Source organism: Xanthocytophaga agilis, from assembly GCF_030068605.1.
Lineage (GTDB): Bacteria > Bacteroidota > Bacteroidia > Cytophagales > 172606-1 > Xanthocytophaga > Xanthocytophaga agilis.
In genome coordinates this window covers 86,753-106,566 of the sequence record NZ_JASJOU010000009.1, presented here as the reverse complement: position 1 = coordinate 106,566, position 19,814 = coordinate 86,753, and the positions used below count along the sequence as shown (strand labels likewise).

The window sequence follows — 19,814 nt, the reverse complement described above, 5'->3', positions numbered from 1 at the left end:
CCAGCGAATACAGATGGTTTTAATTACAAAAGATGATCGTACTGCCATTACTCAGATTGAATTTGGCAAAAATATAACAGTGCTGGATACGGAAGGGTATCTGTCTATATCACAGATGCTAATTGACAAGAGACAGCCTTTTGGATTATTGTTTCATTATACTGAACAGTATCTGAAACATGATAGACTGGCCCTGCAAATCCAGGACGGATGGTTCAAAACACATGCATTACCTACACATGTTAACTGCTTTGGATTAGCTATAGTAGCAGAAACAACAGAAACTCTTGGGTATGCAAAACATTTCCAGCGAAAGCTGATAAAGAAATTTTTGGGTTGCCAGACCACTTTTTTCAAGACAGTAACTGAGGCTGAAAACTGGCTGATGCTTCAAAAACAGACACTGTCTGTATAACTCTAAAGCACTAAAGTAATTTATATTTTATCATACAAACCTCGTTTATTTTATGAAAAATCCAATTGTTGCATCATCACTTCTTTTACTGGTAAGCTTTTCACTTATTTTTTCTTCCTGTAATAATGACGATGATGATCCAACGCCTGCAACACCTCTGGAAGCAACCACTTTCAAAGATCTGAATGCTACATCTACAAAGCTTTATACTTTCTTCAGTTTTGCAAAAGGAGATACTATTTCTCGGGCAGATTCTGCTACTAATAAATGGGATATCGCCTTCAAAAGGACAGGGATTATCTTTAATTCTGGAGTAAGTGGTCCTGGTAGTGCTGCTGCTAGTTTACAAACAGGTGTATTTGATGAAATTGCTTCTGTTTCTGATACTGTTACTTTCAAACAGGATAGTCAAGCAGGATTAGTGCTTTCTTCTGGTAAGAGTTGGTATAGTTATGATCAAACAACTCATATTGTTACTCCTATTGCTGGTAAGTTCTTACTTATCAAGACCGCAGATGGCAAATATGCTAAGGTGGAGATCCTAAGCTATTATAAAGGAGCACCTGCATCACCTGATGCTACTAAAGCTGATGAAACCAGTTTTTATACATTCCGCTATGTATATCAGCCTAATGGTACTAAGACATTGGAATAAGGTATTGGTAACTTATTCTTCTGATACCTTGCGTTTCAGGAGAGCTTCCAAAGACATCAAATTGTTTGGTTAATAGATATAGGTTTTCTTCATATCAAAAGCTAGTAAACAAGTTAAGCTCACTGAGATTATACCTGTTTTTCTTTTATATACTAAGGTCGTGTCTATAAAAGATCTGGAACTGAACATAGGTCTTAAAGCCTGAAAGAATCAACACTTCCCATTTATACCGTATGAAAAAAATAGTTCAATGTTTGCTGGTAGTTACAACTCTGTTGATGGGTTCTGCAACATGGGCACAACAGAAAATTGTATCCCTGAATGGTGCTGTGACAGAGATTTTATGTGAACTGGGGCTACAAAATCAGATTGTAGGAACAGATATCACTAGTAACTATCCTGCAGAAATGCAAAAGAAGCCGAAAGTAGGTCATAATCGTACTATAGGAGCAGAAGCTGTGCTGGCTTTACAACCTACACTAATCGTGGGGATCAAAGATAAGGATGGAAAACCAATTGATATTAAGCCCGAACTGGTTGGACAGTTTCAGTCTGCAGGAATAAAAACGATTCTATTTGAATATGACTACTCAATTGATGGAGCCAAAAAACTGATTCAGGGAGTAGCTGAATATTTTAATCAGAAACAGAAGGCTGTTGCCTTGATTAAGAAGATTGACGAACCATTGGCAAAGGTAAAGAAACCTGCCAAGGCTCCTAAAGTTCTCTTTATCTATGCACGTGGTACTGGTACTATGCTGGTGGCTGGTTTACGCACAGCACCCAAAACAATGATTGAACTGGCTGGTGGGCAAAATGCGACCAATGATTTTGAAAACTTCAAACCACTAACAGCAGAAGCGCTGGTAGCTGCTAATCCGGATGCCATTTTATTATTTGATAGTGGCCTGGAAAGCTTAGGAGGTATAGATGGACTACTGAAAGTACCAGGAATTGCTCAAACCAATGCAGGTAAACACAAACGCATCTGGCAGATGGATGGGCAGTTCTTAACAGGATTTAGCCCAAGAGCAGGACAGGCAGTTTTAGAGCTGAATACTAAAATGACACAAATTACACCATGAGCATTACTGCCGAAAAGCCTGCCACAAACCTTATACAGATAAGAAAGCCTTTTCAACAATCAGTAATTCTCACATTATTGGTTGTTGGATTGGTTGTTTCTGCCTGTATATCGGCTTGTGTAGGTGCGGTAAAGATTTCTTTATCTGAGTTGTACTACATATTTCTGAATCAGTTGGGTATAGCCAATCAGCATTTTGAGGAACAACAACAACTGATTCTGACTGTCATAAGATTACCAAGAGTATTGCTAGGTGTAATGATTGGTGCAGTATTGGGGATTACTGGTGCCGCTATGCAGGGGTTATTCAGAAATCCATTAGCAGACCCTGGCCTTATCGGAATTTCCTCAGGTGCTTCCTTGTTTGCGGTGTCTGCAATTGTTTTAGAACTAAAAATTCTTAGTGATTTGTCCGGCTGGGTAGGATTATATGCCCTATCCGCATTTGCCTTTGTGGGTGCTTGTTTGGCAACCATTCTTGTGTATCAAATCTCGAGATCTGGAGGTAAAATACATATCTCCACTATGCTTCTGGCTGGTATTGCTGTCAATGCGCTGACAGGAGCACTAACAGGTCTGTTAATTTATCTGGCCAATGATGCACAGCTACGAACCATTACTTTCTGGAGCTTGGGTAGCCTGGGAGGGGCAAACTGGCCTGTAGTATGGGTGTTGTTGCCTTTTGTTTGTATAACCTTATTTGGTCTGCCCAGATTGGGTAAGGCCTTAAATGCCTTTTCACTAGGTGAAAGTCAGGCCGAACATCTGGGAATCAATGCTGCCAGTTTGAAACGTCAGGTGATTCTCTTTTGTACACTTGGAGTAGGGGTATCTGTTGCCATGGCTGGCCTTATTGGTTTTGTAGGATTGGTTGTGCCACATATGATCCGATTACTGGTTGGTGCCAATCATCGTCTGGTATTACCAGGGTCTGCTTTGTTGGGAGCTATTGTATTGACGCTGGCTGATTTAACTGCCCGTACCATTGTCGCTCCAGCCGAGTTGTCCATTGGTATTCTGACAGCTTTGCTGGGAGCCCCCGTGTTTTTGTATATCCTTTTAAAGGAACATAAGAGATAATATTTAAGCTAATTACCTGTTTCAATAAACTATTTTAAATGCGCTTTACACATGATTAATGTAGAAAAAGTCGGATACCATATTGCTGGAAGACCTTTATTACAGAATGTGTCCTTTGTGGCAGAGACAGGGCAATTACTGGCTATTATCGGAGCAAATGGCGCAGGAAAATCAACCTTGCTGAAAATTCTGAGTAAAGAATTAGCACCAGATTCTGGTAAAGTAGAGATGAGAGGTGAGAATCTGAAATCAATTCGTAACAATCAGTTAGCTCGTTTTCGGGCAGTATTGGCACAGAATAATGCATTGGCTTTTAACTTTAATGTATCTGAACTGGTCATGATGGGGCGTTATCCTCATTTTGATGGCAGCCCTTCCAAACAAGATCATGAGATTGTAGAGTATGCTTTACAACAGACAGATATTATCCATTTAAGAGACAGGATATTTCTTACACTTTCTGGTGGAGAGCAACAGCGGGTATTGCTGGCTAAAGTTCTGGCTCAGCTTACAGATATAGAAGATATATATGGTCTTCCTCACCCTGCACCTCAGCCTAAGTACTTGCTTTTGGATGAGCCAATTACAGGGTTGGATTTGTATCATCAGCATAATCTGTTGGAGATTATCCGAACACTTACTCTCCGTAACTTTTGTGTGATTGCTATTCTGCATGATCTGAATCTGACTATGCAATATGCAGATCAAGTTTTGATTCTTAACAGTGGGAAGACAATAGCCTTCGGAAAACCAGTTCAGGTAATGACGCCTGCCAATATTTTTTCTGCTTTCCATATTTCGGTAGATATCATTCATCCTCCTGAATATACTCATCCTTTTATTGTCCATAGCCGGTCTTTTTCTGAACAACCACTGCTGGAAGAAAAATGGGAAAGATCCAATGGACAATCCCAAGGCTTTTATCTATAAACTGAATCAAGAATATGAACAGGTAGTAACTATCACCTGAAATTTATTTATACATCTTAATCTTTGTATATCAATGCTGACAACTGAATTATCTCTGAGAGATCGATATGAAAGTTTTAAAAATGAAAATCCTAAAGTACGGATTCGTGATGCTGCCAAACAGTTGAATGTTAGCGAAGCCGAACTTGTAGCTACAGGACTTGGCAATACCGCTACTCGTTTGACTGGCGATTTTCGAGACTTAATGAAAGAGGTGCCGACCCTGGGACAAGTGATGGCATTAACTCGCAATGACTCCTGTGTTCATGAACGGCATGGTGTGTATGAAAAGGTGTCTTTTAAGGACCTGACAGGCTTAGTGCTGGGAGAAGACATCGACCTGCGTTTATTTATGCAGCAATGGCAATTCGGTTTTGCTGTGAATGAAAATGACCGGCTTAGCCTTCAGTTTTTTGCCCGAAATGGTGAAGCTGTGCATAAGATTTACATGACTGAACATAGCAATATAGAGGCTTATAATCAGCTGATAGACAAATATCGTGATGCAGAACAGTCTGATATACTGCAAATCTCTCTAAAGCCAGAACCTGATGCTGAATTGCCCGATGCAGACATTGATGTTGAAGGATTCCAGCAGGCTTGGCTGGCAATGACAGATACTCATCAGTTTTTCGGATTACTGAAAAAATATCAGGTATCCCGTACACAGGGATTGCGTTTAGCACCAAAAGGATACACCCGTTTACTATCTCTGGAAAGTTTACGTAACATTTTTCAGGCTGCCTCTGAAAGCAGTTTGCCTATTATGATTTTTGTGGCTAGCCAGGGATGTATTCAGATTCATACAGGTACTATTGAACGCCTGATGCCAACAGGCCCATGGTTTAATGTACTGGACCCGATGTTTAATATGCACTTGCGTGAAGATCATATTCACCAGATATGGGTAACCCGCAAGCCAACTGAAGATGGCATTGTGACTGGTCTGGAATTATTTGACAAAGATGGAAACAACATTGCTCTCATTTTTGGAAAGAGAAAACCAGGTATTCCCGAAAAAACAGAATGGACTCAACTGGTAGAATATTACCAGTCCTGATAGGAAAACAGACAAAAGCCCTATTTACTGTTAATTCAGTAAGGGCTGTACTATTGAAATTTTTCTCTGCGACTCATCAACACTATGGATCAGCCCTTACTGAAAAAAAGACTACTGGAGATCAAAGATATTTTTACTCAATATCTGGAAAGCCAGCAGCAACGCAAAACTCAGGAAAGATATAAGATTCTGGAAGAGATTTATGTTAGTGACAAACATCTTACAGTTGATGATCTATATCAATTATTAATAGAGAAGAAGTTTCGGGTTAGTAAAAGCACTGTGTATAATACACTTGATCTGCTGGTAACATCGGGATTGGTTCGAAAGCATCAGTTTGGCAATCACCTCACTGTATACGAAAAATCGATAGGATCTCGCCAACATGATCATCTGGTATGTCTGGATTGCCACAAACTTACTGAATTCTGTGATCCTCGGGTGCAGCTTATTCAGAATATGGTGGGCAATGTACTTCATTTTGATATTCATCAACATGACTTATTACTGTATGGGCATTGTATTCAGGAAAATTGTCCGCACAGATTGGTAGATATACTTCTGGCTCAGAACAAAGCAAAGGAATGACAAGAGTATATCTGAAATAGATTTAATTAAAATTAAATGTAATTGCTTATGTGTCAAACTAATTCACTAAAACTGCTGGTGCAAGCACCTAACGGATATATCGGACGCTGTGAAGGCTGTGGATATTATAATGTGGCATACAAAAATATGCTGTTTATTTTCAGTGAAGCAGAATTGATCTCTTTCCAGCAGGTTCTGTGTGAATTTATAGGAGGATGGTGCCTGAGTTATCCTACTTCGCTGGGAAAGGAAGTAGGATTGAAAACGCCAGTTCCACACTTCTATCTGATGTTTTCACATAAGGAATACGAAGAATTACATACCATGCTTGAACAAACCAATTTTTGGTTTGATACGCGCCATAATGTGAACAAAAATCTAAACTAATACTATGTGGAGTTCTGTGCCGCTCTCTAGTATTCCTCTCACTCATTAAATTGTCAAAGGAACAGACTATCTCCGGATGGTCTGTTCCTTATCTCTAAAGTAATAAACCACAAAACATGAAATTCATTTTTACATTTAGCCTATTCTTATTTGCACACATTGTTTTTGCTCAGAATGGTATACTGTCTGGTACCGTGTCCGATGTGAAAGGGAAACCTGTAGAACTTGCCAGTGTTACATTAAAAAATACTAAAATGGGTGTATCTACTAAATCAGATGGTTCATTTACACTATCAGTACCAGCTGGGGATTATACAGTATTGGTCTCAAGTATAGGCTATGAAGTATACCAGCAACCTGTACTTGTTAAAGATAATGAGACTGTAACTTTATCTATCGCATTAAATGAAGCTGCTGAGACATTGCAGCAGGTTGAGATTACAGGTCGTAAAGAAACCACCTATAAAAATGACGCTACATTTGTGGCTACTAAGTCTTCAACGTTAATAAAAGACATTCCTCAGTCTGTAAGTTATGTGACTAAGGAGATATTACAGGATCAGGGAGTTTTCAGAGTAAACGAAGCTGTAAAAAATATAAGTGGGGTGAGTCAGTTTACTTTCTATAATGATCTTACCATCAGAGGACATCGGGTGAGTGGAAATGATAACTATGGTTCATTGGTAAATGGAATGCGATCATTTGCCAGCTTCTGGAAACAAGGGCTTACACCACACCTGGAACGAATTGAAGTACTTAAAGGGCCTGCCTCTGCCTTATATGGAAATACTTCTCCTGGAGGAAGTATAAACCGGGTTACTAAAAAACCTCTTGCTGAAAAACGGCAATCATTGAACTTTCAGATGGGCAGCTTTGATACATTTCGTGCAACAGCTGATTTTACAGGACCTATGAATGAGGATAAAACGTTGTTGTATCGTTTAAATCTTGGATATGAAGATGCCCAGTCATTTCGTGACTTGCAATTTGATAAAAATGTTATTGTTGCTCCTTCCTTTACATTCCTTCCTACTGAGAATACTCGTGTAAATTTTGATCTGGTATATCAGCAATCCAAAGGTCGTTTGGATCGGGGACAAGCTGTATTAGGAGATGGAGATATTTATTCGTCCTCTATCTCCAAATCATTGAGCCGGGTCAACGACTATCTGAAAGAAAGTTCTTACCTGGTAACAGTATCGCTCAATCATCGCTTTTCCAAAGCGGTAAGCTTTAATATGGCTTATATGAAAGCTGGCTTTGAGGAAGATCTGCTGGAACATCGTTCGGCTAATACCTATGGAAAAGATAGTGCGGGGGTAAATATTCCTAATCTTGTAGAGATGCAGGTTTTTATCCGCAACCGTAAATGGCACAATGATAATCTGACCAGCTACTTTAATATAGATTTTAGAACGGGACCTCTGGAACACAAAGTTGTAGCAGGTTATGACTATGCTCAGGAAGTACTGGCTGCCGGTGGATCTCAGCTTGTCGCAAGAGGTTATCGGAATGCGTCTAATACAGGAGCTATTAATAGCTATGATCCGAAGAAGAAGTCCAACTATCTGCTAGATGCTAAGGGTAATCCAGTGCCCAATGTAGCACACATGGATTTAACAGCAGATAATCCATACTACCTGGCAGATATGAGTAAGTACTTTTATTCACGTACCGATTATGCACCAACCCTTTACTCTTCTCAGGGAGTATATATTCAGGATCAGATCCGTTTCAGACGCTTTCAGTTGTTGCTAGGGTTGCGTCAGGATTATTTCACAGATATTCTGGATTATAAATTATCTTCTGAAGAAACAATCAAACAATCTGCTTTGATTCCACGGGTAGGCCTTGTATATACAGTGAATGATCATATCAATGCGTATGCAACGTATGTAGAAGGATATCAGCCACAACTGGCTACTACAATTGCTACTCCTAATGCTGGTGGACCTTTTGATCCGCTAATTAGTAACTTAAAGGAAGTTGGTTTGAAAACAGAGTGGTTTGGCAAACGGTTTCTTGCCAATCTTTCTGTCTATCAGTTAGAAGTTAACGGGGCATTGTATAATGCGGGAGATACTTCTAATCCAGATTTACTTTCTCAGATAGGACAGGAGGTATCCAAAGGAGTAGAGATAGATCTGCTTGGACAGATTGCTCAAAACTGGAGCCTTTCTGTATCCTATGCTTATAATGATGCAACATTTACCAAAAGTGCCAACCCGGAAGAGATTGGCAGACAAAAGCCGAATGCCCCTAAACATCAGGGTAATATATGGACAAAGTATGTGATTGCCAATGGTCCGTTAGCTGGACTGGGTGTTGGATTCGGGGCAAACTTTGTTACTGAACGTTTGGGATCAATTGTGGCTGCTGGTGCAGAACCTTTCATTCTGCCAGGATATGAGTTGATTAATGGTGCCTTATATTATCAGGTTGCTAAATTCAGAATTCAAGTCAATGCCAATAACTTGGCTAATAAAACACATTGGGTAGGTGGATATGATCGTATCCGGTTATTTCCTGGTTCACCCCGCAGCTTTCTGTTAGGAGTAGGTTATACATTTTAACATATGACACTCAAGAAAATACTTGGTCAGATACATCTCTGGCTCGGACTAGCGTCCGGGCTAGTGTTGTTTATAGTAAGCACTACCGGAGCATTGTATGCGTTTCAGGAAGAGTATGATAGTTGGACTAAGCATGACCTGTTGTTTGTGAACAGGCCTGCTAATGCAGTCCGGCTAAGTCCGGAAAGATTACTACAAATAGCAAAGACTGCTTATCCGAAAGAAAAGCTTGCTCAGGTGCGTTTACGAAACAATCCGGTTAATGCGTCTGCGATGGTCTATACCAATAAGCGGGGTATTATTTATATCAACCCGTTTTCAGGCGAGGTGTTAGGTAACTATGCATTGCACCAGGATTTTATGGCTCTGGTATTACAGATACATCTGAATCTGTTGCTGGGTGAAGTAGGAGAAGAGATCATTAAATGGAATGTGCTGATCTTTATGATTATGCTCCTTTCCGGACTCTATCTGTGGTTCCCATCCAAACGAAATCAGTTGAAGTCAGCCTTTAAAATGAAATGGTCAGCTTCCTGGAAACGCATCAACTATGATCTGCATAATGTCTGGGGATTCTATATGGTGTGGATTTTACTGCCTATTGCCTGGACTGGAATTTTCTGGGTGTTTGATAGTGTGCCTGCCACTATTTATAAACTGGATGGTACAAAAATGACATACAAGAAAAAAGTAGCTTCTACTTATCGTCCTGTTGCTAAACAATGCTCTCTCGATTCTCTCTTTACCATAGCCGAATCGTATGGAGAGTATGCGTATGCCAGTATTCAACTGCCCAAAGACAGTGTTGGTACATTTCGCTTTGTAGTGCGATATCCCTATCAGTTTATCAGAAAACAGAATGTCCTGACATTTGATCAATATTCCGGTGAGTTACTATTGGAAGAACTGCATACCAACTATGCAACTGCTGATAAAATCCGTGTATCCAACTATGATTTACATACAGGCCGGATGTTTGGCTTCCTGGGAAAATTTGCTGCTTTTATCGGGGGCTTATTTGGGGCAAGCCTTCCTGTAACAGGCTTTATGATTTGGTGGAACCGAAAGAAAAAAAGTAAACAACCCTCCGGTTCTGGAAAGATGCGATCCCGTCGACTTGCCCCGGTACCTTAATCCTAAAGCATCAGGATAGTGCGGATTGGATAGCCTTTTTCAGGCTATCCCTGGACTCCTGTTGCCTATTTTATCCATTTTCAATCTATTTTATTCTTCAAACCAATGAAACATTTGTATGCATGCATGCTGATATTGGTCAGCCTGGCAACTTACGCTCAAAAAGGAACTATACATGGTATTGTAAAGACAGTAGAAGGGCAACCTGCTCCTTCTGTAACGGTAGTATTGAAAGATACCAGAATAGGGACAGTAACGGATGAAAAAGGGAGTTATACATTGCGGGCAAATCCTGGTACCTATACACTTCAAACGTCGATTGTAGGATTTACTCCGCAAGAAAAAGAAGTAACAGTAGAGGCCGCTAAAACCACGCAGATAGATGAAATACGTTTGCAAGAATCTGCTGAACAGCTGCAGGAAGTGATCGTTACCAGCAATACAAATAAATTCGCTAACAAAGAAAGTTCGTTGGTATCTCGTCTTCCTATTAAGAATCTGGAAAATCCTCAGGTGTACAATGTGGTTTCCAAAGAGTTAATGGAAGAGCAGGTTATTACAGATTACAAACAATCACTGCGAAACGTACCCGGAGCCGCTGTTGCATTTGGTGGATATAGCAATGGATTTACGTATTCTATTATTCGGGGTTTCTGGACAGGTGCCCGTATGCGAAACGGACTTGCCGCTCAACAGTACAATGGAATAGACCCTGTAACTGTTGAACGTACAGAAGCAATCAAAGGGCCATCCGGTACATTGTTTGGTTCCAGCCTGATTTCCTTTGGGGGACTTACAAACCTCGTTACAAAACGTCCCCTGGAAACATTTCAGGGAAATGTAAACTTTACGACAGGCAGTTGGGGACTTACGCGTCTGGCTGCAGATATCAATACCCCACTAAATAAAGAAAAAACATTATTGTTCCGTCTCAATACAGCTTTTCATAGTGAAGGAAGTTTCATGGATTGGGGAGGACAGAGACGTTTTGTAGTAGCCCCTACATTAACCTACAAAGTAGACAACAGACTTACATTAAATTTTGAAGCAGAGATATTGCGTTCTGCATTGACCTTATTACCCATCCAGAATTTCTCAGGTGTTTCCGTTAAAAATATCAAAGACCTGCCTATCCGATACAATCAGTCTCTCAATTCTGATGATATGATGAATCGTGGCGGCAGTGAGGTTTTTTATGCTCAGGCTGTTTATAGGCTATCAGGTAACTGGACGTCCAATACATTATTTTCATCGGCTTCAAATCATGACGATGAGTTTGTGGCACAATGGAATAGCTGGCGAAATGATTCGATTGTCAGCAGAAGTGTAGAGACTGTACAGGGTGGAACAACAGATATGCAGTTTCAGCAAAACTTTACAGGTGATTTCAGAATAGCAGGTATTCGCAACCGTATAGTGATAGGGGCTGATGTATATTATTCAAAGAGTGTCAATAGTGTATTTGTAAATAATGCCTTTAATACACGCATGCCTTACGATACTATTAATGTACATCGTTTGTATGGCCCTGTATCGCTAGATAGAGTAAAAACGCTGAGATCTTCTCTCATCCATGCAAGACAATCCTCCAAAACTTATATATACAGTGCTTATATCTCCGATGTAGTAAATATCACAGAGCAACTGATGGCTATGTTGAGTCTGCGGGTAGACAGATATGACTACAAAGGAACTGCCGTAATGTACTCTGACTATAGTGGAGGATATGCTCAAACTGCATTGTCGCCTAAGTTTGGTCTGGTGTATCAGCCTGTAAAAGATCAGGTAAGTGTATTTGCCAATTATATGAATGGTTTTCAGAATAACGGTCCGGTTAGACAACCTGATGGAAACATCACAAACTTCAAACCGCAAAATGGCAATCAGTGGGAGGTAGGTGTGAAGATGGATGCCTTCTCTCATAAACTAAGTGCTACAATCAGCTATTACAACATTGATGTCACCAATGCAATCCGTCAGGACCCCTCTCGTGCAGGATATTCTATTCAGGATGGAAAACAGCGAAGCAAAGGGTTAGAGGTTGATATTATCGCTGAGCCTATTACAGGTTTATCTGTTATAGCAGGTTTTGGAACCAATGAGTATAAATATATAAAAGCTGATGAAGGCACTGAAGGTACTACCACAGGGTTGCCTGGAACATTTGTAAACTTTTGGTTGAGTTACAAAGTGCCTCATGGAGGTGCGAAAGGATTGGGGGCAGGTTTTGGTGGTAATTATGTAAGTGAAGCATATACACATAATGAAGGCGGCTCTCTTACACTACCGGCCTATACACTGATAGATGCTACAGTATTTTATGATCAGCCTAAATGGAGATTCGCTTTTAAACTGAATAATCTCACAGATCAGAAAATGTGGGGATTGAACAATAATCCTATGAACCCCAGAAATATTGCAGCCTCAGTTTCTTATAAATTCTGATTCGTCAATGCTATGATAGGGACATCTCTGTATGTCCTTATCATAGAAAAACTCTTCTATCAATTACACTTTATACAAACCAATGAAACATCTAAATCTAGTATTGTTGCTATTGTTTAGCATTAGCGTATATGCCCAAAAAGGCATTTTGAGGGGAACTATCAAAACAGTTGAAGGGCAAGTCGCTCCCTCTGTTACTGTAACTTTAAAAGGAAGTAATGCTGGAACAGTAACTGATGAAAAGGGTAACTACACATTGCGGGCTAATGCAGGTACCTATACTCTTCAGGCTTCTATTGTAGGTTTTACCCCGCAGGAAAAGGAAGTAACAGTAGAGGCTGGCAAAACTACGCAAGTAGACGAAATACGATTACAGGAATCTGCCGAACAGTTACAAGAGGTAGTTGTTACTGGTAATACCAATAAATTTTCCAAAAAAGAGAGTCCTTATGTATCCCGTTTGCCTATAAAGAATCTGGAAAATCCTCAGGTATATAATGTGATAGGAAAGGAACTAATTACTGAACAAGTTATTACCAACTTTAATGATATTGTGAAAAATAGTCCGGGAATAGATAAGCTATGGTCCGCTACTGGTCGTGGAGGAGATGGCGCTGCCTATTTCTCTATCAGAGGCTTTGCTGTACAACCTTCTATGATAAATGGTATAGCTGGCTTAACCAATGGAGGACTTGATCCTGCCAATATAGAAAGTGTAGAGGTAATCAAAGGACCTTCAGGAACATTATTTGGTAGCAGTTTGGTATCTTTTGGTGGGTTGATCAATATAAACACCAAAAAGCCCTATGAAACTGCTGGAGGCGAGATCTCTTACACAATGGGTGGGTATGATCTGAACCGTTTGTCTGTTGATGTAAACACACCTGTTAACAAGGAAAAAACATTATTGTTGCGTGTAAATGGCGCTTATCAATATGAGGGTAGTTTTCAGGATGCAGGTTTTAAAAGAACTATGTTTGTTGCTCCTTCTATTTCATACAAAGTAAGCAATAAATTATCCTTTCTTTTGAATGCTGAGTTTTATAACTCAGAAGCTACCAATCCATTGATGGTGTTCCTGAATCGTGGACGTGAATTAATCGCTAAGACACCTGCTGAGTTAAACATGGATTATTCACAATCGTTTACCAGCAATGATATTACACTGAAAAATCCAACAGTGAACCTATATGGCCAGATGAACTATAAGTTATCTAATAGCTGGACATCACAGACTTCCTTTTCACGAAGTATCCGTAAATCAGATGGTTTGTACTCGTATGCTATGTTTATTGGAGCCGATGATGATACACTTTCCCGATTTGTAGGTTTACAGAATTCCATTGGTACTACAACAGATCTCCAGCAAAATTTTATAGGGGACTTTAACTTGGGTAGCATGCGAAATCGTATCGTAATGGGTATAGATATATTTAATTCGCAATTGAATGATGCCGCAACTTATACCTATTTTGATAAAGTATCTGTACATGGAGATCCAGGATACTCGTTACTGACAAAACAGGCTGTAGATGCAAAAGTTTCACAAGATCCCTATGTCTATAAATACATTTATAACACCTATGTATACAGCGCCTATGTTTCAGATGTATTGAATCTAACCGAAAATTTGTTGGCAATGGCAAGTGTTCGGGTAGATAGATTTGATAATAAAGGTGTAAAGGATGTATCTACAAATACAAAAAGTGGAGATTATGCACAAACAGCTGTATCTCCTAAACTTGGCTTGATCTATCAGGTGGTGAAAGATCGGGTTTCGCTTTTTGCTAATTATATGAATGGTTTCCAGAATGTGGCACCTTCTTCTCAGCCAGATGGAAGTATTCGTGTATTTAAGCCTACACAGGCAAATCAGATAGAAGGAGGAGTAAAGCTGGAAGCATTAAAAGGCAAACTGGTTGGAACTATTAGTTACTACAATATTTATGTAAGCAATGTAGTTCGCGCAGATAATAACGGACCTGCAGGTACTACCATTCAGAATGGAGATATGTATAGCCGCGGATTTGAGACAGATATTACTTTTAATCCGGTTACTGGCTTACATATTATTGCAGGATACAGCCACAATGAAAGCATCAATGAGAATACAGATGCTATTGACCTGAATCGTCGTCCTATCAATGCGGGGCCTAAGACACTGGCAAATCTTTGGTTAAGCTATGCGATTACTAATGGCAATGCTAAAGGATTGGGATTTGGTGTAGGTGGAAATTATGCAAGTGAAAATAAAGTATCCAACAATGCTACTATAGGAGTATTTACAGTACCTTCCTATACTATCCTGAATGCAACGACATTTTATTCTGTGAGATCGTTTCGATTTGCTTTGAAACTAGACAATATAACCAATCAACACTATTGGAAGGGATGGTCAACCATTGAACCTCAGATGCTACGCAGATTGTCTGCAAATGTGGTTTTTAAATTTTAATATTCTACTTTACATGAACCAGCCTAACTTCTCAGGAAAAAAAGTTACAAAGAGAGAAAAGTCTAATTCAATCATGTGTGGTCGTGTAGGTGCGTGTGGATAAAAATTCCGCGGGCCTAGCGTTGGCCCTGTGGGGCGAAGCTTTGGAATTTTTTGCCCTTTTTTGCTTCATTTTTTGGGCAAGCAAAAAATGAAGAAGCCACAGGAAGAACCATGATTGGGAATCTGAGAAAATATAGGAAGAACCCTTTCAGAAATAAGTTAGAGCCTACAATCTCTTAATGGTGTAGGCTCTATTTTTTTCAGATATGATAAACACACAAATTTGGGCTGAATCATGTGTGAGACAATTATATAAAATGTATTTTCAGTGAGGGTGCAGTTGATTTCATAAAACGCCTTTATCTTTGTCGGAAATCAAAATGACTCATTGCTTTGAGAAAGTACTCCATCATTATTCCACTATACAATCGCCCTGATGAGATTAGGGAGTTACTTGAATCCCTAACCAAACAAACCTATACAAACTTTGAAGTTTTGGTGATAGAAGATGGCTCCAAAAACGATGCAAAGGAAATTGTTGCATCATTTGCAGACCGATTGGAGGTGCGGTATTTTTTCAAGGAAAATAGTGGACAGGGGTTTACGCGTAACTTTGGGTTTGAGCACGCCACCGGAGATTACTTTATTATTTTTGATTCAGACTGTATTATTCCTACCCATTATCTGGCAGCAGTAGAAAAAGATCTCAATGCCTACGGATACGATCTTTATGGTGGTCCGGATGCAGCTAGCCCAGATTTTAATCAGGTGCAAAAAGCCATCAGTTACGCCATGACCTCTCCTTTCTCAACAGGTGGAATACGAGGGAAGAAGAAAACGCTGGGAGGAAAGTTTCATCCCCGGTCGTTTAATATGGGGCTTTCCCGGAAGGTATATGAGAAAGTGGGTGGGTTTATCATTACCCGTATGGGAGAAGACATTGAGTTCAGTATCCGGATTATCCGGGCTGGATTTCAATCCGGATTGATTCCGGATGCCTATGTATATCACAAACGACGCAGTACATTCGGTCAATTTTTTAAACAGCTTCATTTCTTTGGACGGGCACGTATCAATATATCCCGTTTTTTTCCTGAAGAACTCAAACTGGTACACTGGTTTCCTGCATTATTCTTTCTGTTCTGCTGCTCATTAGTGTTATGGCTTGTGGTTCAATTGCTTACAGGATGGCCCCTGTTTACCCTTGCGTGTTGGATTTTGCTGTTATATGTAGGTTTGATTTTTCTGCACGCCACTGTTCAAACCCATAGTATCTGGATTGGCCTATTGAGTATACGGGCAGTGTTTACACAGCTTACCGGATATGGCATTGGCTTTCTGACAGAAGGATGGCGTAAGTGGTTTAAATCCTGATCATATAGTTTTACGATAGACTATAGATTGGATCATTCGGGCATAGAATAGCTTACTATGAACAGGATGAAGAGATAAAGATTCCAGTATATCTATATAGGATTCCAGTTGTGAGGCTTGTACCTGACTGACTATCCGAAAAAAGGTGTACATACTTTTCATCAGTGTACGTGCTATCCAGGTCTTATTCTGAGGTGCAAAGTCTGCTACCATCCATAGCCCATTCGATTTCAGAGATGCATAGAGCCTTTGAATTAATGTATGCAAGGTTGGTTTATCAAATAGGTCAAAAAGGAAAAAGGTAAGGACAACATCAAACTGATTCTCCTTTACTACTGGGTGATTTTCATCTCCTTCTATCCAGTGAATGGGAAGCATAGAGAGATTGGAGATTCGTTTTCGAGCTTGCTGCAACATCTTTTCTGACTTTTCTACATACCAGATAGCTTGTGGCTTTCGCTTAAGGATATCTGGTAAAATTTTACCTGTACCTCCTCCAATAAACAAAATAGTAGCATTTTCAGGAATGAGATGCAGAAAAGCTTTTTGAGCTTTCAAAAGGGTATTACCAAAGATAAGTGTACTGAGTAGATCATAAACAGGAGCAATGCCATTGAAGTTGTTTTTGGATTGTGAAGGCATCTGTTATATTTAAAGTAAAAGGTTGAATGAATACGGTTAACCAGGAAATAATGGTTCAATAAATTAAGATCATATAAAAATAAAATGAGATATATCCTTCTTTTTTGCCTATTGTTACAGATTGCTTGTCATTCAAATCCAGTTTCAAATGATCGTTTTTTTGATGAGATAGACTTAGGTTCCTCTGGGTCTGAGAAAAGATTATTGATAGAAACCTATTTTGATGAATGTGGTGAGTGGGGTGGACATAGAGAGATGATGACAATTTATGCAAAAAGGGACATGAATTTTTATTTGGATTATGAGAAGTATAGAATTACTTGTGGTTCTGCGTATAATGATCAGAAAGTAGAATATAAAAAAACACTGAAACTTGATGCATCAAATAAGAAATCAATTACTGAATATATACAATATATGGTTAACGCAAAGATAGTTGAGCATTATCCTGGTCATGCAGGATATACATTTAACATACTAAAATCTGATTCTACATTATTAATTAATGTCTATAGTCAGGATCTATCGAATATAGAAAGTTACCAGCAATTGCAGAAAGGTTTGAATTTACCAATAACAATAGTGAGAGAAGAGGAATAGTAAAAGTCCTTGTTTTGTCTAACAAGGACTTAAAGGATTTATGAGTGTAAAGTTTTTTGTACAGTAACCACAACATACTTGGATGAAGGGGTCATACTTCCATCGGCGTAGGAACTGACTGGAACCAATGGGTTTGCCTCCGGATAATAAGTTGCCACACATCCTTTGGGAATATCATAAGGGACAACCTTAAAGTTGTGAACCTTTCGTTGACTGCCATCCGGAGCATAACTGGTAATGTCTACCCGGTCAAAGTTCTGAATTCCACGTTGTTCCATATCTTCCGGATGCATAAAAATAACATCCCGCTCTCCATGAATATTCCGATAGCGATCCTCCAGTCCATAAATCGTTGTATTAAACTGATCATGTGATCGGATGGTTGCCATCGTTAGTTGACCAGGCTGCAATTGCAGATTGGGTAGTGCACCTGAAGTGAACTGAGCTTTTCCTGACTTTGTATTCCAGACGCGTTTGGATGAGGCCGGACGCAAATAAAACCCACCTGGTTGCTGAATCAATTGATTGTAGTTGGCAAACTCTGGCAATACCTCTGCAATTTTGGTTCGGATCAGGCTATAGTCCTTCACCAGAGTATCCCAGGAAACTTTTGATTGAGGAAGGGTTGCTTGTGCCATACCTGCAATGATCGTACATTCTGATTTCAGGTGTTCAGAGGCAGGTTTATTGTGTCCTTCACTGGCATGGACCATACAATTGGAGTCTTCGACGGTAATCTGCTGGGATATCCCGTTCTGAACATCGATTTCTGTTCTGCCAAGACACGGAAGAATCAAAGCTTCTTTACCTGTCACAAAATGGCTATGGTTGGGTTTTGTGCTGATATGAACAGTCAGATCACATTTACGCATACCTGCTTCTGAATAGGCCGTGTCTGGTGTGGCAGAGATAAAATTACCTGCTAAACCAATAAAAACACCTGCTTTACCTTCATACATAGCATTCATAGCTTCTACCGTATTGTAGCCTTTCTGCGCAGGAGGAATGAATCCAAATATTTTTTGAATACCCTCCAGTAATTTTTTAGGAGGGTTGTCTGTAATTCCAACGGTTCTGTTGCCCTGCACGTTGCTATGGCCGCGAACAGGTGCAAGTCCCGCACCCGGACGACCTATATTGCCTTTCAGCAAAGCCAGATTGACAAGATACTGAATCGTAAGTACAGCATGTTTGTTTTGAGTGACTCCCATGCACCAGCAGAAGATTGTATTCTTTGAGTTGAGATAGGTCTGAGCCGCTTTTACAATCTCTTCTCTGGATATACCTGATTGAGACAGAATCTCTCCCCAGGATGTATTTTCAATATCCTCTTTCAGTGCTTCAAAACCAACTGTGTGCTGCTCGATAAATTCTCTGTCGATCTGTCCGGGTTGTTTGGCTTCAGCCTCCAATACATATTTAATTAATCCCTTAATTAAGGACAGATCTCCACCAATGTGTACCTGCATATATTGAGTCGCAATCTTTGAAGATCGTTGCAGCAATAGTTCAGTTACGTGTTGAGGGTGAATGAACGATTCCAGTGCTGCTTCTTTGAGCGGATTTACCGCAATGATATTACATCCCCGTTGATTGGCTTTTTCCAGGTCTGTAAGCATACGGGGATGATTGGTGCCAGGGTTTTGGCCAAAAATAAAGATGGTATCCGCTTTCTCATAGTCTTCCAGCTCAATGGTACTCTTACCAACTCCTACCACTTCAGCAAGTGCTACACTGGTAGCTTCATGACACATATTCGAACAGTCCGGCATGTTGTTGGTGCCATACTCACGGGCAAACAATTGGAATAGGAAGGCAGATTCATTACTGGCTCGCCCGGAAGTATAAAATAGAGCCTGATTGGGATCTGGTAATTTATTCAAATGCTGGGCAATTTTTTGAAAAGCATTTTGCCAGCTAATAGGTTCATAATGGTCTGTAGCTGCATTGTACCACATAGGTTCGGTAAGCCGACCTTGTTGTTCGAGCCAGTATCCATCTTTTTTGTAAAGTTCAGATACTGTATACTTCCGAAAGAAATCTGCATTGGCTCGGATTTTCGTTGTCTCAGAAGCTATGGCTTTGGCTCCATTCTCACAAAACTCAGCAAAGTGAGTCTTCTTTGGGTCTGGCCATGCACAGCTAGGACAATCTACACCACCATGTTTATTTAGCTTTGCCAATACCGGAGTAGCTGTCAACAAAGATTTATTCTCTGACAGTCTTTTCAAAACTGTCGTTAATGCGGCAAAATTTCCTGCTGGATGTTTATACGGATGAGGTTTATTTGTGGTTGACATGATTTATTATT

16 protein-coding genes are annotated in these 19,814 nt (G+C 39.9%); 14 read left to right on the top strand and 2 right to left on the bottom strand.

The window, feature by feature from the left end; all coding sequences use genetic code 11:
• The first annotated feature begins 13 nt into the window (after window positions 1–13).
• The 13 genes from QNI22_RS23675 to QNI22_RS23615 all read left to right on the top strand — a co-directional run bounded on the left by QNI22_RS23675 (window position 14) and on the right by QNI22_RS23615 (window position 16,261).
• The gene (locus QNI22_RS23675; protein ID WP_314514328.1) at window positions 14–415 is read left to right on the top strand and encodes a hypothetical protein; all 402 of its coding nucleotides are present in this window, start codon (window positions 14–16) and stop codon (window positions 413–415) included.
• A 52-nt stretch (window positions 416–467) separates the two neighbouring features.
• Entirely contained in the window at window positions 468–1,070 is a 603-nt protein-coding gene (locus QNI22_RS23670; protein ID WP_314514326.1) for an HmuY family protein, read from the top strand.
• Between the two features lie 233 nt (window positions 1,071–1,303).
• On the top strand, window positions 1,304–2,155 hold the full coding sequence (locus QNI22_RS23665; RefSeq protein ID WP_314514324.1) for a heme/hemin ABC transporter substrate-binding protein: 852 nt from the start codon (window positions 1,304–1,306) through the stop codon (window positions 2,153–2,155).
• Window positions 2,152–3,234: a FecCD family ABC transporter permease gene (locus tag QNI22_RS23660; RefSeq protein WP_314514323.1), complete on the top strand. Its 1,083-nt coding sequence runs from the start codon at window positions 2,152–2,154 to the stop codon at window positions 3,232–3,234. The genes QNI22_RS23665 and QNI22_RS23660 overlap by 4 nt, the downstream gene beginning before the upstream one ends.
• 51 nt (window positions 3,235–3,285) lie before the next feature.
• Window positions 3,286–4,164 (top strand): heme ABC transporter ATP-binding protein, encoded by an 879-nt coding sequence (locus QNI22_RS23655; RefSeq protein ID WP_314514322.1) that lies wholly within the window; start codon window positions 3,286–3,288, stop codon window positions 4,162–4,164.
• 73 nt (window positions 4,165–4,237) lie between these two features.
• Complete coding sequence (locus QNI22_RS23650; protein ID WP_314514321.1) at window positions 4,238–5,263, top strand: hemin-degrading factor; 1,026 nt, start codon at window positions 4,238–4,240, stop codon at window positions 5,261–5,263.
• Between the two features lie 84 nt (window positions 5,264–5,347).
• Window positions 5,348–5,851, top strand: a complete 504-nt coding sequence (locus QNI22_RS23645) for a Fur family transcriptional regulator (RefSeq protein WP_314514320.1) — start codon at window positions 5,348–5,350, stop codon at window positions 5,849–5,851.
• A 48-nt stretch (window positions 5,852–5,899) separates the two neighbouring features.
• Window positions 5,900–6,238, top strand: coding sequence for a DUF6686 family protein (locus QNI22_RS23640; RefSeq protein ID WP_314001390.1), 339 nt, complete (start codon window positions 5,900–5,902; stop codon window positions 6,236–6,238).
• A gap of 116 nt (window positions 6,239–6,354) precedes the next feature.
• Window positions 6,355–8,811 (top strand): TonB-dependent siderophore receptor, encoded by a 2,457-nt coding sequence (locus QNI22_RS23635; protein ID WP_314514318.1) that lies wholly within the window; start codon window positions 6,355–6,357, stop codon window positions 8,809–8,811.
• A 3-nt stretch (window positions 8,812–8,814) separates the two neighbouring features.
• On the top strand, window positions 8,815–9,945 hold the full coding sequence (locus QNI22_RS23630; RefSeq protein ID WP_314514317.1) for a PepSY-associated TM helix domain-containing protein: 1,131 nt from the start codon (window positions 8,815–8,817) through the stop codon (window positions 9,943–9,945).
• Between the two features lie 105 nt (window positions 9,946–10,050).
• Complete coding sequence (locus tag QNI22_RS23625; protein WP_314514316.1) at window positions 10,051–12,390, top strand: TonB-dependent siderophore receptor; 2,340 nt, start codon at window positions 10,051–10,053, stop codon at window positions 12,388–12,390.
• Between the two features lie 82 nt (window positions 12,391–12,472).
• A complete protein-coding gene (locus QNI22_RS23620; protein ID WP_314514314.1) occupies window positions 12,473–14,845 on the top strand; it encodes a TonB-dependent receptor domain-containing protein in 2,373 nt (790 codons plus the stop codon).
• Between the two features lie 435 nt (window positions 14,846–15,280).
• Window positions 15,281–16,261, top strand: coding sequence for a glycosyltransferase (locus QNI22_RS23615; RefSeq protein ID WP_313982572.1), 981 nt, complete (start codon window positions 15,281–15,283; stop codon window positions 16,259–16,261).
• Here the strand turns inward: QNI22_RS23615 and QNI22_RS23610 are convergent, their stop codons facing one another.
• A complete protein-coding gene (locus QNI22_RS23610) occupies window positions 16,262–16,903 on the bottom strand; it encodes a class I SAM-dependent methyltransferase (RefSeq protein ID WP_314514313.1) in 642 nt (213 codons plus the stop codon).
• Window positions 16,904–16,987: 84 nt separating this feature from the next.
• Here QNI22_RS23610 and QNI22_RS23605 point away from each other — a divergent pair, with 84 nt between their 5' ends.
• A complete protein-coding gene (locus QNI22_RS23605; protein ID WP_314514311.1) occupies window positions 16,988–17,503 on the top strand; it encodes a hypothetical protein in 516 nt (171 codons plus the stop codon).
• 38 nt (window positions 17,504–17,541) lie between these two features.
• On the opposite strand, the gene QNI22_RS23600 is transcribed toward QNI22_RS23605, so the two are convergent.
• The gene (locus tag QNI22_RS23600; RefSeq protein ID WP_314514309.1) at window positions 17,542–19,803 is read right to left on the bottom strand and encodes an FdhF/YdeP family oxidoreductase; all 2,262 of its coding nucleotides are present in this window, start codon (window positions 19,801–19,803) and stop codon (window positions 17,542–17,544) included.
• Between the last annotated feature and the right edge of the window lie 11 nt (window positions 19,804–19,814).

Coding starts and splice junctions, on each gene's coding strand:
- QNI22_RS23660 (WP_314514323.1), top strand. CDS start 2,152: ATGAGCATTACTGCCGAAAAGCCTGCCACAAACCTTATACAGATAAGA.
- QNI22_RS23645 (WP_314514320.1), top strand. CDS start 5,348: ATGGATCAGCCCTTACTGAAAAAAAGACTACTGGAGATCAAAGATATT.
- QNI22_RS23670 (WP_314514326.1), top strand. CDS start 468: ATGAAAAATCCAATTGTTGCATCATCACTTCTTTTACTGGTAAGCTTT.
- QNI22_RS23600 (WP_314514309.1), bottom strand. CDS start 19,803: ATGTCAACCACAAATAAACCTCATCCGTATAAACATCCAGCAGGAAAT.
- QNI22_RS23625 (WP_314514316.1), top strand. CDS start 10,051: ATGAAACATTTGTATGCATGCATGCTGATATTGGTCAGCCTGGCAACT.
- QNI22_RS23610 (WP_314514313.1), bottom strand. CDS start 16,903: ATGCCTTCACAATCCAAAAACAACTTCAATGGCATTGCTCCTGTTTAT.
- QNI22_RS23620 (WP_314514314.1), top strand. CDS start 12,473: ATGAAACATCTAAATCTAGTATTGTTGCTATTGTTTAGCATTAGCGTA.
- QNI22_RS23635 (WP_314514318.1), top strand. CDS start 6,355: ATGAAATTCATTTTTACATTTAGCCTATTCTTATTTGCACACATTGTT.
- QNI22_RS23640 (WP_314001390.1), top strand. CDS start 5,900: ATGTGTCAAACTAATTCACTAAAACTGCTGGTGCAAGCACCTAACGGA.
- QNI22_RS23675 (WP_314514328.1), top strand. CDS start 14: ATGGTTTTAATTACAAAAGATGATCGTACTGCCATTACTCAGATTGAA.
- QNI22_RS23630 (WP_314514317.1), top strand. CDS start 8,815: ATGACACTCAAGAAAATACTTGGTCAGATACATCTCTGGCTCGGACTA.
- QNI22_RS23655 (WP_314514322.1), top strand. CDS start 3,286: ATGATTAATGTAGAAAAAGTCGGATACCATATTGCTGGAAGACCTTTA.
- QNI22_RS23650 (WP_314514321.1), top strand. CDS start 4,238: ATGCTGACAACTGAATTATCTCTGAGAGATCGATATGAAAGTTTTAAA.
- QNI22_RS23605 (WP_314514311.1), top strand. CDS start 16,988: ATGAGATATATCCTTCTTTTTTGCCTATTGTTACAGATTGCTTGTCAT.
- QNI22_RS23665 (WP_314514324.1), top strand. CDS start 1,304: ATGAAAAAAATAGTTCAATGTTTGCTGGTAGTTACAACTCTGTTGATG.